General features: G+C 42.9%; 12 protein-coding genes and 1 pseudogene. 6 read left to right on the top strand and 7 right to left on the bottom strand.

Going from position 1 to position 12,617, the window contains the following annotated elements; genetic code table 11:
• Window positions 1-66: 66 nt before the first annotated feature.
• Window positions 67-1,611: pseudogene (locus tag CH376_RS22220) on the top strand (GMC family oxidoreductase); the annotation flags it as partial.
• Between the two features lie 73 nt (window positions 1,612-1,684).
• On the opposite strand, the gene CH376_RS22225 reads toward CH376_RS22220, so the two are convergent.
• Both CH376_RS22225 and CH376_RS22230 read right to left on the bottom strand, forming a co-directional pair.
• Window positions 1,685-2,128 (bottom strand): DoxX family protein, encoded by a 444-nt coding sequence (locus CH376_RS22225; protein ID WP_100785019.1) that lies wholly within the window; start codon window positions 2,126-2,128, stop codon window positions 1,685-1,687.
• Between the two features lie 200 nt (window positions 2,129-2,328).
• On the bottom strand, window positions 2,329-2,778 hold the full coding sequence (locus tag CH376_RS22230) for a MarR family winged helix-turn-helix transcriptional regulator (RefSeq protein ID WP_100785020.1): 450 nt from the start codon (window positions 2,776-2,778) through the stop codon (window positions 2,329-2,331).
• Window positions 2,779-2,880: 102 nt separating this feature from the next.
• Here CH376_RS22230 and truD point away from each other — a divergent pair, with 102 nt between their 5' ends.
• The gene (gene truD / locus CH376_RS22235) at window positions 2,881-4,104 is read left to right on the top strand and encodes a tRNA pseudouridine(13) synthase TruD (protein WP_420843582.1); all 1,224 of its coding nucleotides are present in this window, start codon (window positions 2,881-2,883) and stop codon (window positions 4,102-4,104) included.
• A 5-nt stretch (window positions 4,105-4,109) separates the two neighbouring features.
• Here the strand turns inward: truD and CH376_RS22240 are convergent, their stop codons facing one another.
• Complete coding sequence (locus CH376_RS22240; protein ID WP_100785022.1) at window positions 4,110-4,940, bottom strand: aldo/keto reductase; 831 nt, start codon at window positions 4,938-4,940, stop codon at window positions 4,110-4,112.
• A 132-nt stretch (window positions 4,941-5,072) separates the two neighbouring features.
• Between CH376_RS22240 and CH376_RS22245 the strand changes: the two genes are divergently transcribed.
• On the top strand, window positions 5,073-5,663 hold the full coding sequence (locus CH376_RS22245) for a hypothetical protein (protein ID WP_100785048.1): 591 nt from the start codon (window positions 5,073-5,075) through the stop codon (window positions 5,661-5,663).
• Between the two features lie 50 nt (window positions 5,664-5,713).
• On the opposite strand, the gene CH376_RS22250 is transcribed toward CH376_RS22245, so the two are convergent.
• Window positions 5,714-6,598, bottom strand: coding sequence for an LIC_13029 family protein (locus tag CH376_RS22250; RefSeq protein WP_100785049.1), 885 nt, complete (start codon window positions 6,596-6,598; stop codon window positions 5,714-5,716).
• A 126-nt stretch (window positions 6,599-6,724) separates the two neighbouring features.
• Between CH376_RS22250 and CH376_RS22255 the strand changes: the two genes are divergently transcribed.
• From CH376_RS22255 to CH376_RS22265, 3 genes are all read left to right on the top strand, one after another.
• A complete protein-coding gene (locus CH376_RS22255; RefSeq protein WP_100785050.1) occupies window positions 6,725-7,744 on the top strand; it encodes a DUF2804 domain-containing protein in 1,020 nt (339 codons plus the stop codon).
• Between the two features lie 29 nt (window positions 7,745-7,773).
• Complete coding sequence (locus CH376_RS22260) at window positions 7,774-8,001, top strand: hypothetical protein (protein ID WP_100785023.1); 228 nt, start codon at window positions 7,774-7,776, stop codon at window positions 7,999-8,001.
• Between the two features lie 77 nt (window positions 8,002-8,078).
• Window positions 8,079-9,287 (top strand): acyltransferase family protein, encoded by a 1,209-nt coding sequence (locus CH376_RS22265; RefSeq protein WP_125231916.1) that lies wholly within the window; start codon window positions 8,079-8,081, stop codon window positions 9,285-9,287.
• Window positions 9,288-9,436: 149 nt separating this feature from the next.
• On the opposite strand, the gene CH376_RS22270 is transcribed toward CH376_RS22265, so the two are convergent.
• The 3 genes from CH376_RS22270 to CH376_RS24925 form a co-directional block, all read right to left on the bottom strand.
• On the bottom strand, window positions 9,437-10,357 hold the full coding sequence (locus tag CH376_RS22270; RefSeq protein ID WP_100785024.1) for a hypothetical protein: 921 nt from the start codon (window positions 10,355-10,357) through the stop codon (window positions 9,437-9,439).
• A 221-nt stretch (window positions 10,358-10,578) separates the two neighbouring features.
• Window positions 10,579-11,790: an acetyl-CoA C-acetyltransferase gene (locus CH376_RS22275; RefSeq protein ID WP_100785025.1), complete on the bottom strand. Its 1,212-nt coding sequence runs from the start codon at window positions 11,788-11,790 to the stop codon at window positions 10,579-10,581.
• A gap of 519 nt (window positions 11,791-12,309) precedes the next feature.
• On the bottom strand, window positions 12,310-12,522 hold the full coding sequence (locus tag CH376_RS24925; RefSeq protein ID WP_165781722.1) for a DUF1564 family protein: 213 nt from the start codon (window positions 12,520-12,522) through the stop codon (window positions 12,310-12,312).
• Between the last annotated feature and the right edge of the window lie 95 nt (window positions 12,523-12,617).

Genomic DNA, 12,617 nt, shown 5'->3' on the forward strand with positions numbered 1-12,617 from the left:
AGACGCTTCCTCCGAAGCCGGAGCCAACGACGATATAATCGAAATCATAATGTATTTCTTTTTTTTCTGCGGAAGTTTCTCTGGTTTCCGAAACTTTTCTGTTTCGGAATTCAAAGGATCAACTTCTTGAACGACGTGATGGTTCTCAGCGGGGCCGGAGTCGGCGGAGGAAGTCTTGTTTATGCGAATACGTTGTATGTTCCGCCAGAACCGTTTTGGAAGAAGGCGGTGGTTCACAGAATGGGAGGGAAAAAAACCATTCTTCCTTTTTACGAGCTCGCGAAGAAGATGTTGGGAGTTGTGGAAAATCCAAGAACCTGGGAACCGGACAAGTATATGCAGGAAACTGCAAGGACCTTCGGGATCGAGAGTTCGTTTATCAAAACTCCGGTCGGAGTTCATTTCGGAAAGAGCGGGGTGGATCCGTTTTTCGGCGGAGAAGGGCCCGAGAGAAATTCGTGCAACGACTGCGGAGGTTGTATGGTCGGTTGCAGGTACGACGCAAAGAATACTCTCGATAAGAATTATCTTTATTTCGCGGAAAAAACCGGAGCCGTCGTCATTCCGGAAACGAAGGTAAACCGTCTGACGCCGTTAAACGAAGACGGGTCCGAAGGCTACGAGCTTCGGACGGAAAGAACCACCTCTTTTTTCGGATCACCGAAACGAACGTATAAAGCGAGAAGCGTCGTCCTTTCGGCCGGGGTCTTGGGAACGTTGGGGCTTTTGTTAAAGATGAAGGAAGAGGAAATTCTGCCGAATCTTTCCAAGCGGCTCGGACATATCGTTCGAACCAACAGTGAATCTTTGATCGGAGTGACTCTCAAAGATAAGAAGGCCGATCTTTCTCACGGGATCGCAATCACTTCGAGCGTTTTTCCAGATGAACATACCCACATTGAACCGGTAAGATATTCGAACGGATCAGACGCGATGAACGGCCTCGCCGCGGGAGTCATCGTGGACGGAGGAGGAAATATTCCGAGACAACTTCGATTTTTGATCGAGGTTCTCAAACATCCGATAAACAGCGTCAGTCTGCTGAACCCGATCGGCTTTGCGAGGAGGACGATCATTCTCCTCGTTATGCAGACCGTGGACAATAGCATCGAGATCATTCGTAAGAGAAGATGGATTTGGCCTTTTCAAAAATCACTTTCTTCCACGCAGGAAACGGGGGAAAAAATTCCGACTTACATTCCGATCGCGAATGAATTCGCAAGAAGGCTCGCAAGGATCACGAACGGAGTCGCAAGAAGTAGCATCAACGAAGCCTTGTTGGATATACCCGCTACCGCTCATATTTTAGGCGGATGTAGCATCGCTGAAGCCGCGGAAGAAGGAGTGGTGGATCTTCAGAATCGGGTGTTCGGTTATCAAAATTTAAGAATCTGCGACGGTTCCATGATTCCCGCAAACTTAGGAGTGAATCCGAGTTTGACGATCGCAGCTCTTTCGGAAAGAGCGATGTCTTTTATTCCTCCGAAGGAAAAAGAGATTCACAGTTTTAAATTCGAAAAGAAGTGGGGAATCGTCACTCTTCTTGGAAAAACAAAAAGCGCTTCTCCTAAGAAAAAGTCGCGTCTGAAAATAAAAAAAAATAATCATTAGAATATTCTAATAATCTTTTGTTTCCGAACACCGTGGATGAAATCGTCCACGGTGTCCCGAGATGAATTTCCGATTAATCGAGCTTTTCTTCGATCAAAGAATCTAAAGAGGCTTTTCCCGCGCCTTTGATAAACAGAACTACCGAAATCGCAATGATAAGAAGATGAAACTCGTATCCTTCCCCTTGCTGGTTCCCGGCCCAGTTGACAAAGAATCCGTTTTGTATATGAAAGGAAGCCGCGCCGATCATGACGATTCCGATTCCTAAGGCGGAAAGTCTTGTGAAAAGACCCAAGATCAAACCCAGGGCTCCGAAGAATTCTCCGATGATCACAAGGATCGCAACCGGGGTCGGAATTCCAAGCCCCACCAAATAACCCAAGGTTCCCGAAAAACCGTAACCGCCAAACCAACCGAGCATTTTCTGAGCTCCGTGCGGAAACATTACGATACCCGCTACTACTCTGAGAATGAGAGATCCTAAATCTGAATCTGTTTTAAAAAATTTTTGAAGCATTTGAATTTCCTCCTAAAATGATTCCTAGTTTATATTTAGCCAATCTTTGATGCTAAATGATTTGAATTTAAAGTATATGAGTTCATCCATGGATAGAGTTCTTGTTGGATTCTTAGATCAGTGTAGGAGCTCCACGGAAGGAGCGTTTTGCTTTAATGGTAAATAATTTATGTTCAAAGTATTGGAATCAAAAAAAGAATTCATACAGTTTTAAAACCAATCTCCTTGAGAGCGCCGCTTAAATCGAGAAGTCGATCCTCCGTCAATGGATCGAATTTTTGAACCAGGTTTTGAAGGAGATCCGGAAATGCTTTTTGGACGAGCTCGCTTCCGTCCGGGGTGAGATGAATGATAATAAAACGGCGGTCTTCTTGGCTTCGAACCCTTTGGACAAGTTTTCGTTTTTCCAAATTATCGATTATTTGGGTGATATTCCCTTCGCAGGAAAAGAGCTTTTGCCCAATTTCCTTCTGGCACATGGGCCCTAAATGATGCAGAGTCTCCAAACAGCCAAATTGTCCGTTGGTAAGCCCATACTTTGTAAAAACCTTGTCCTCCAATTGACGGATGGAGTCGGAACAACGGCTGAGCTTAATAAAAGCATCTAAGACCGCTTTTTCTCGATTGTTTCCTTTGTAATGGGTTCCCATATACTTTAAACTTAAACTATTATTTGTTAGACAGAAGAAATCTGCAATGAGTTTTTTCTTTTCGAGATTGTTCGGTGGAGGAGTTCCCGCATTTTGGAAACTGTGTCAGAGCGTCCATTTAGCGGGTTTTTGGTCTACGAACTCAAACAAAGTCCCGAAGATTTCCAAGTGGAGGAAATTCTTCAGCCCGGTTGGTTGAAAGAATCCGGAAACTGGACGATCTTCCGACTCAGAAAGACCGGTTGGAACACTCTCGACGCGCTCCAGAGAATCGCCAAAGAATCAAGGGTTCCCCTCTCCGAGATCGGCTACGGAGGAAAGAAGGACCGACACGCGACTACGACACAACATATCAGCGCGGATCGAATTCTCAGAGTTCCTCCGGAACTTGCGGATGTTCTTCAACTCGAGCCGATCGGTTTCAGCGGAAGACCTCTGACCCCGGAAGCGAACGCGGGAAATCGTTTTATTCTCACTCTGAGAAATCTGGTCGAGAAGGAAGAGGACGTAGTCCTGCGAAATTTCGAAAAAGGATCTCGTTCCGGTTTTATAAACTACTACGATTCTCAGCGATTCAGCCGTTTTCATCCGGACTTCCGACTTCCGATCATTCCTTATTTGCAAGGGAATCCCGAAACCTGTCTGAAACTTCTTCTGACGGATCCTTTTTCCGGAGAAAAAAAACAAGCGCGCGATCGAAAAAAAGAACTTCAAAAGTTCTGGGGAAATTGGAGCGGGTGCGAGAGAATCTCCGGAACAAAGTTAGAAAGTCGGATCTTCTCTCATTTAAAAAAAGAAAAAAACGTAACTTCGAAAACATACGCCGAATTGATTTCCTTTTTTCCCGAAGAGGAATTATTAATGCTCCTTTCCTCCCTACAATCTCTCGTCTGGAATGAGTTCGTTTCGGAATTTCTTACGACGGAAAGTGTTTCCGGAGTCCGGATCAAAACAAAAACGGGATCCCTTTTTTTTCCGGAAGAATCGCTGATGCAAACTTTATCTTCGGATTACGATCTTACCGTTCCAGGCGCGCCCGGAATTGAAACATTAGAATATTCTGAAAAAGAAATGTTATCGCTTCGAACGATCCTTTCGCGCTTCGATCTGAAGAATTCCGTTTTTACAAAATCACCCTTTCCAAAAATAAAAATGAATTCCTTTGAAAGAAATCTGAAAGTCGTTCCGGACGAATGTTTACTAGAAGAATTCGAACCGGACGATCTCCATCCAGGGAGAAAAAAAGTCAAAATTTCCTTTCGCCTCCCGTCCGGATCTTATGCGACGATGTTCGTCAAAAGGCTGATGTTAAGAGCTGAAATCTAATTTTGTTAAGCGACTTCCGAAGGATCCCAGCAGGTTCTAAAATTTTCGTCCAAAGATTTTAAAACGTTCATATCCTCTTCCGCGATCTGAAAATCAAAAACGTCCGCGTTTTCTATGATTCTTTCCTTTTTCGTGGATTTAGGAATGACTACTATGTTTTGTTCGATCGCCCATCGGATCAGAATCTGAGCCGGCGTTTTTCCGTATTTTTTTGCGATCTCTGCGATCTGAGGATCGTCAATTTTTTGTCCGTGTGCGAGAGGGCTGTAGGCTTCCAATTGAATTTTATGTTTTTTACAATATTCAAAAAGTTGAATTTGATTTAAAAAGGGATGGAACTCGACCTGATTTACAGCAGGAACTACGTTCGATTCGTTTAACAATTCCGTTAAATGGGGGATCATATAGTTGCTGACACCGATTGCGCGGCAGAGTTTATCGTGATATGCTTTTTCCAATTCTTTCCAGGAATCCAGTCTTCTGGAAGTCACGGGGAAGTGAACGAGATAAAGGTCCACCTGATCGATTCCGAGTTTTTCCAAACTCTGCTCCAAGGCCTTTCTCGTTTTTTCGGTTCCTTGATCAGCGTTCCACAATTTAGTCGTGATAAAAATTTCCTTTCTCGGAATTCCGCTTTCCCGAATCGCTTTTCCCACGTCTTCTTCGTTCGAGTAAATTTTCGCTGTATCGATATGTCTGTAACCGGCTTCTAAGGCGGAGAGGACCGCATCGGTGCATTCTTTGCCGGACTTCGTTTTCCATACTCCGAGTCCGAAGATCGGCATCGTAATTCCGTTGTTAAGGGTTACGGATTGGTTGAGCGCTTTTTGTGGCATATAAAATTCCTATGATATTTTGACGGTTTGTCTTCTTAGATAGGTTCGAATTCGAATAGAAAGGGAATCTTTTTTTAATTTCGAGCGAGGAAAGAATTGCAAATTTCGTTTCGATACAAAGTATCATCCACCATGCAATTGAGTACAGTTTTCTCCGATTTTATTCTCTGTATCGTTTCTGTTTTTACGGCTCTTCAGCTGAAAAACTCAACCTCTTACTCGAAGTCCGCGGGATTTCTCGGATTTCTTTTGATAGGAATTCCCGCAGGTTTTGGGACCGTTCATTTTCTCGGAATCACTTTTTTGGATCCGATCTATCGTTTTACGGTGGGACTCGCGGGGTTTGTAGGAGTGCCTTTGATCGGAACCGGATTTTTTCATCTTGGAATTCGGAAATTGGAAAAGAATCTTCTTTATCCGATTGCTGGCGTTCTTTTTCTTATCTACATAATTTTCACATACGTTGCCGTATTTCCTCTTCTTTCGACTGCGTTAGGCGGAATTGCAATGGGCGTCGCCATCTTTGCCTGTATCAGAAAAAATTCAGGAACTACTAAAGTCCCTGCCTTATACGGAATCTTAGGGGCGATCCTTTTTATTCTCGCAGGTCTTGTGATCGGAACGACGGGATCCAGGGGGCCGATTTTGAACGTGGATATTTTCCACATCGTTCTTTCGGTCGCGGTGTATTCTCTGGGGATTTCCCTAAAAAGACTGAGCTAAAAATTCTTATCGTAGATCTTAGAATATTCTGAATTTGGAATATTCTAAGATTAGGAAGGAATTTGTTCCGAAACCTGAGTTACCCAGGAAGCGTAGTAGTTCGCAAGAGTTCTTAAAAACATCAGATCCAATTCGTTTTCGTCTTTCAGAATTTTCACCGCGTTCGTAAATTGAACCCGGAAGTCGGTAAGAGGAGTCGCCTCGACGATCACACGTTTCATGGACGAAGCGTTCTCTTCCATCCCGTATTCTTGCGCCCATTTCTCGATCAAGTTTCCGCAGTTATATTTTTTGGAAAGAAGAAGCTGCGCGAGAATGTGCCGAAACATACTTTCTATCGAGATAATCGTAATGTCCTTGTGAAGGATGGAAATTTCGGTGATGATCTCGTCCTTTTTATCGATAACGACCTTTGTGTTCCCGATCTTATTGAAAATTTTGGAGAGGTCGTTGTAAGCCTTAAAATTCTTAAGGATACTTTCCCGGTCCTTCATGTTTACGCTTCTTTCGTTTTCCGGAAGATTCATTTCGTTTAAGATCGTTTCTATAACAAGAAATATGATATCAAAGGAGAATTGCGCGGACTTTCCCACGAAGTAACGGATCTCGTTTTGAAAGGAAGCGTGAATTCCGTTAAAATACAGTTCCAATTTATCCGGGGGAAGGGTCGCGGAAGTTCTATAAAGATTGATCATATCCTTTGTAAACTTCGTTCGATCCAAAATCGGAAAGAGCTCGGGATGATTCGTATGAGTTCTTAAGAATGTTTCTTTGAGAACCTTAACGGCTCCTTGTCTTACCTCGTCCGTTCTGTAAAGGACTCGATAGAGAAGAACCGAAAGTTCGCGGGATGTTTTTTTCGATTTGAGAATCTTAAGATCAGACTCGTCAAGATTCGTAGACTTTGGAGGATTCTGGCTTTGCGCTTCTGCCATGGGCTTCTTTTTGGAACACTTGGTATGCCAATGCTGACCGTAAAAAAAGAAAAGTAAAGCGAAATTGCCGGGCAACTTATATTTACATTGCTTTTTAACGCTTCTTCCGTAACTTACCCGATCGAGATGAAAATAATCGGTTCCGAAAATAAAGTCAATTACGGCGTTTTCGATGGTCCAGTTGAATTCAATTATAAGGAATTTCAACTGTTGGATTTTTTTGGGAAAGAGATCAGCGGTTTAAAGAAGCGTTTTGCGTTTAAAAGATTCAATTATATTGGAATCATAACCGAAGAATTTTTGATCGGTTTCGCCGCTGTCAGCCTAGGTTACGTGTATAACGTCTTCGCTTATCTTTATCATTATAAAGACGGGATTCTTTATGAGTTCGATACGAAAGGATTGGATCTCGGAAGTTCTTTGGACTTTCCGGCAAACCCGGACGAATACAAAATCCAGTTTAAAAAAGGATCCTCTTTTCTTTCGATCGAGAAGTCGCACGCGAAAGGGAAACTTCTCGTGGATGCATTCCTTGGAAGGAAACTTCGGTTTAAATTTTCCGCCGATTTCGGTTTAAAATCCCATTCTCCATTGAGGGTTTTGAATCCTTCGGAACCGACTCATTGGACCTTCACGGAAAAATGTTCTCCGTTGATCCCGAACTCCATCGAACTTTCTTTTCAAGACAGACCTCTCGTTTTCGATCCGAAAAAAGTCACCGTTCTTTACGACTGGTCCGGGGGATATCTGAGAAGGGAGACCAATTGGTATTGGGCCGCGTTCAGCGCGATTCTTCCCGATAAGACGACGATCGGCGCGAACTTCGCGGCTTTGGTAAACGAATCCTTCTTTTCCGAAAACGCGTATTGGATCGATCATGAAAGGCAAAGGGTGCCTAGATTGATTTTTGATTTTTCGCAGAAGGATCCTTATAAACCTTGGAAGATCTACGACGAGGAAGGTTTGGTCGAGCTGGACTTTGTCCCCGAAGGAGAAAGAAAGGATAAGATGAATTTAATCTTTTCCAAACTCTACTTCAGACAATTCGTGGGAAAGTTCTCCGGAAGATTCAAACCCGTAAAGGGTAAAGAGGTCTCCTTTCGGGACGTTTACGGATTCACCGAATTTCATCGATCTCTTTGGTAGAATTCTCTTATAAAAGAATATCAGAATATATGAATGTATATGTTCCCGTTTCCTGTGATTTTTACGATCGATTGGAGGAACTCGTTCTGAGGAAACGCAGGGTTTCCCTGGAAATTTCCGAAACTCCGGAATCTCCGCCGCGAAAAATGGAGAAGGTGAAAATTCTCGATCTTGTTTCCATGAACCGGGAGGAGTTCGCGGTTCTTGAAGACGGAGAAAAGATACGTCTCGACTATATACTCAAAATTCGTGCCTAAGGATCCGTTCCAAGAAGCGCAAAACGCCTAACGTGAATTAATCCGAAATTCCGCTCGAAAATAAAAAGGTCTTATCGTTGCAAAAATCAGAAATCAAAAAGAAAAGAATTTTATCCTTGGATCTTTTTCGGGGAATGACCGTCGCGGGAATGATCCTCGTAAACAATCCCGGTTCTTGGTCGTTTATATATGCGCCTCTCAAACACGCGAAGTGGAACGGATGCACTCCGACGGATTTGGTATTCCCTTTTTTTCTTTTCGCGGTGGGAGCTTCGATTCCGATCGCATTCGATTCAAAGAAAGAAGTTTCCAAAGTAAGAATTTGGATTCTGATTTTTAAACGAAGTTTGGTTCTTTTCGGGATAGGACTCTTTCTCAATTTTTTCGGGGAATGGTCTTTCGAGAACTTAAGGATTCCCGGAGTTTTACAAAGAATCGCGTTCGTATATTTTATAGTGTCCTCGTGCTATTTATTTTTTATCTCCCGCGCGAACGAAAACGGAGAATTCAAAAACGATTCTTCCTGGAGAAAAGGAATTTCCGAAGGATTCATTCTTTTTCTTTCGGTGATATTTTTAACGGTTCATACTTGGATATTGACAAACGTCGTCGTGCCGGGAGAGTCGGTGATTTCTTTGGAGGAGGGCAAAGATATCGGAGCTTGGATGGATCGAATCCTTTTCGGAGAAAGACATCTCTGGAAGTTTTCAAAAACCTGGGACCCCGAAGGTTTTTTTAGCGGCGTTGCGTCCGTTGCAAGCGCTCTCTTAGGGGCTATCTGTGGACGAATTTTATTAAGCGAAGACTATCGCAACGGAAGAATTTTGACCCTCTTATCGGCGGGCGTTTTGCTTACGTTAGGCGGAATTTTCTGGGAGAGTTTTCTTCCGATCAATAAAAGTCTTTGGACCGGGAGTTATGCGGTTTATACGGGAGGACTCGCATTTTTCTGCATATTCTTCTTCGAACTTTTGGAATTACTTCCGCTGAGGGCAAAGATGGATCGTGTAATTTCTCCTGAGAAGGTTTTTCAGCCGTTATTAGTTTTCGGAAAAAACGCAATTCTTGTCTTCGCAGCTTCCGGGCTCGTCGCGAGGTCGTTGAATCTTTGGATGATCGCCGGAGAAAACGGAAAGAAAATTTCGATGAAAGTCTTCTTTTATTTAAAGTTGAATTTATTTTTTAATTCTTACAACGCTTCTCTTGCATACGCGTTGATTCAGCTTCTTATCTGGTGGGGAATTTTGAGTATTTTGGACAAAAAAAGAATTTATCTTAAAGTCTGACATCGACCGATTTAGATTCCGGATTCTAAGATTGTGATTCGGATCGTTTTGTTAAAGATAGAAAAGAGGTCAAGGTCGACCAAAAGGAATTTTATTGAAGAGAGCGGCGATCGGAATCATGTTCGATTCCGACCTTTAAAAGAAAATTCTTACATTACCATTTCTAAATCGTCGAAGATAGGCGTTTTTACTTCTTCGAGTAGTTTCTTCATGGCGAGATTGCGAAGATTGTTCAGTTCCAGCCTTAGTTTTGATTCCAAGGAATTCTTAGAAAGAAGATTGGAACAATTCACTGCTACCATCTTTAGATCGTCCGCTGCGCTGATCTTGGAAGCAAGAAGAAGTTGCTGAATGATCGCATATTCTTTTTTTCTAAAGTGAATTCTCAGAAGAAAGGGGACGGAATAAAGTTCCGCCATAAGTTCCCATTTGGATTTCAACTTTGGTTTTGATTCCAGTGCGACTGATTCTTCTTCCTGAATCTCCGGTTCAAAGATCGTGGAGATAGAAACCGGCTCCACAGTCGAATGATTTCTTTCCGGATTAAAGGAAAGAGGAGTTTCCGCGTCTCGAATCATGGATTTGAGAGTGGAAAGACGGTTGGATTCCTCATAACGCTCCGGATTTGCTTTCATTAATTTCTTAATGTCTTCCAAAACTACGCAGAAAGAGAAAAGCTCGAGAACGCTTTGGTTTTGAATGGTTGTGATTTCATCCAGGACTTTGGCAAGAATCTGCTGATAACCGAGCGATTTCCGATACATCGCGTTGTATTGGAGTTCTAAATTTTTTTGATATTTCGAGAAAAGGACGTCGATCAGAAACGCATCCGAAATCACGTATGCATCGAGTCCGGGAACGGAAAAATTTGGGTTTTGCTTCTTTAAATTGAGGACAAAGATACAGTTGGAATCTTTTAGGAAAGCGAGTATTTTCGATATTTTCCTTTCGGAAAGATTGAGGGTAGAACGGAAATGATAAAACAAATCCGTGTTAGTCGGCAATTGATGATTATCGTTTTCCTTTTTAATTTTATCCAGGATGATTTGCGCTAATGTAATATCTTCCATCGTTTTTAGTTCCACGCTTCCGAAAGAATCGACTCTGACGGATGCTTTTTCTTTCTAAAGTTATAACCTGACCGATTGAAATTCTTGCCTAATTTTTCCAAAAAAAAGATGTAAATTGTCAAAAAAAATATGAATGAAATACAAAGAAAAGGGAACGAAGGGGCGAGGCGGGTATGAAAGCGGACCTCAAGCGGGAAATTCCGCCTGAGGTTTAATCGTTGTTAGATTCTTTCTATGATCGTAGCGATTCCCATTCCGCCGCCGATACAGAGTGTCATAAGCGCATAACGTTTTTGTCTTCTTTCGAGTTCGTCTAACGCAGTTCCTAAGAGGATCGCGCCGGTTGCCCCAAGAGGGTGACCCAGAGCGATCGCGCCTCCGTTGACGTTTATCTTGTCTGAAGGAATTCCGAGAGATTTTTGAGTGTAGAGGACGACGGATGCGAACGCTTCATTGATTTCCCAAATATCGATATCTTCCGGCTTTAGGCCCGCCATTGATAGGGCTTTTTTTGAAGCGGAAACTGGACCGGTAAGCATGATCGTAGGATCCTCTCCCGTGGATGCCATGGCTACGATACGAGCACGAGGTTTTAGGCCGTATTTCTTGATTCCTTCGTCCGAAGCAAGAAGTACCGAAGCCGCTCCATCGACGATACCCGAAGAGTTTCCAAGAGTATGGATATGGTTGATTTTTGAAATTTCCGGGTAAGATTTTAGAGCAATGGCGTCTAACTCTTTCTCGCCGATTGTTTTAAAAACGGGACCGAGTTCGGAGAGCCATTCGAAAGTGGATTCGATACGGGGATTTTCGTCGCTATCTACGATCGTTCCGTCTTCGGTTTTCACCGGGATGATGGATTTTTTGAAATAACCCGATTTGATTGCGTGATCCGCCTTGATTTGGGAAGATTCAGCGAAACGATCGGCTTCTTCGCGGGAAATTCCGAATTTTGTAGCGATCAAGTCCGCGGAAATTCCCTGAGGAACTAAGTTATAATGTTTTTGAATATTAGGATTTCCTATATTAAAATCTCTTCCGTTTAAATCTGCCCCCATTTTTACCCGAGACATGGATTCTACTCCACCTCCGAGTGCGATTTGCATAGACCCGGATTGAACGTGATTCGCTGCGTTGTTTACGGCCTGAAGTCCGGAACCGCAGAAACGATTCACCGTGTATCCAGGAACTGAGTTCGGCCAAAGTGCGGCCATAACCGCATAACGTGCGATACAGGCGGCTTGATCGTCGACTTGTGATACGCATCCCATCACGACTTCTTCTACTATTTCCGGTTTGATTCCGTTTCTTTCTTGGATGGCATTTAAGGTAGCGGCTGAAAGTTCTTGAGGGTGGATGGAAGCGAGTGTTCCTCTTTTTTTCCCTTTTCCCCTCGGAGTTCTTACTGCATCGATTACATAGGCGTTTGACATTTTTTTACCTCGTCGTCAATCCAGGCCTTTTTAGGTCGAATTGAACAACTGTTTAATGAATTTAAGTGTTCCAGTTTCTATTTTGGGAATGCTGAGGACTTTGCAATTCTTTTTGCGTGGGAACTCTTCAATGAGAGGTAAGGATTTGGGCCGCACCCTCCTGGTGATCTCAAGATAATGAACGCTATTCAGAAGTTCGCCAGGAGGGTCGGGCTTGCTACGGGCTCGCGGAGTTCCGCTCGGTCCTATGGACCACGCCCTTCGCATCCCTGCGGCGGGTTGTCCAAAAAAAGATTATTGCGGGAACTCCCTAAATTTGGATAATCTGTAAAGGCATTCTCTGTAACCGAAAGGGAAACAGAATCGCACATCCATAATCTAAGAGGAAATAAAAAGAGCTTATTGGATTTAATCAAAGATTGTGGAGCGAAATCACAGAGAAAAGAATCAAGATCGTATCGGATGAAATGTTTTGAGCACCTGTTGAGAAAATCTTGAAACAAAGCTTTATTAAGAGTATTAAGAAGATGAGAATAGATCTCCTTGGCAAAGAATTCTCTGGATGATTTTTGTTTTCCTATCAATCGTCCAAACAAAGGATTCAATTTTGGGAACTTTTAAATTATAACGGATCTTTGAACTACAGTTTGAGCGATCTGATAAATAGATTTGAATCAAAATACAATATAAAAAGCATCTTGATATCCCATGCGAAGATGCTAATATGCTCAACGTTCGATAACGTCCAAAATATTTCGCAGATTTAAGAATGAATGAGAAGGCTCTCCTTGCCGATTGAGTTTGTAACGATCAAATTCAAAAAAAGG

The organism is Leptospira adleri (assembly GCF_002811985.1).
GTDB lineage: Bacteria > Spirochaetota > Leptospiria > Leptospirales > Leptospiraceae > Leptospira > Leptospira adleri.

What these genes read in the sequence shown, in the direction of transcription:
- CH376_RS22225 (WP_100785019.1), bottom strand. Translation starts at nt 2,128, where the DNA reads ATGCTTCAAAAATTTTTTAAAACAGATTCAGATTTAGGATCTCTCATT.
- CH376_RS22230 (WP_100785020.1), bottom strand. Translation starts at nt 2,778, where the DNA reads ATGGGAACCCATTACAAAGGAAACAATCGAGAAAAAGCGGTCTTAGAT.
- CH376_RS22240 (WP_100785022.1), bottom strand. Translation starts at nt 4,940, where the DNA reads ATGCCACAAAAAGCGCTCAACCAATCCGTAACCCTTAACAACGGAATT.
- CH376_RS22245 (WP_100785048.1), top strand. Translation starts at nt 5,073, where the DNA reads ATGCAATTGAGTACAGTTTTCTCCGATTTTATTCTCTGTATCGTTTCT.
- CH376_RS22250 (WP_100785049.1), bottom strand. Translation starts at nt 6,598, where the DNA reads ATGGCAGAAGCGCAAAGCCAGAATCCTCCAAAGTCTACGAATCTTGAC.
- CH376_RS22255 (WP_100785050.1), top strand. Translation starts at nt 6,725, where the DNA reads ATGAAAATAATCGGTTCCGAAAATAAAGTCAATTACGGCGTTTTCGAT.
- CH376_RS22260 (WP_100785023.1), top strand. Translation starts at nt 7,774, where the DNA reads ATGAATGTATATGTTCCCGTTTCCTGTGATTTTTACGATCGATTGGAG.
- CH376_RS22270 (WP_100785024.1), bottom strand. Translation starts at nt 10,357, where the DNA reads ATGGAAGATATTACATTAGCGCAAATCATCCTGGATAAAATTAAAAAG.
- CH376_RS22275 (WP_100785025.1), bottom strand. Translation starts at nt 11,790, where the DNA reads ATGTCAAACGCCTATGTAATCGATGCAGTAAGAACTCCGAGGGGAAAA.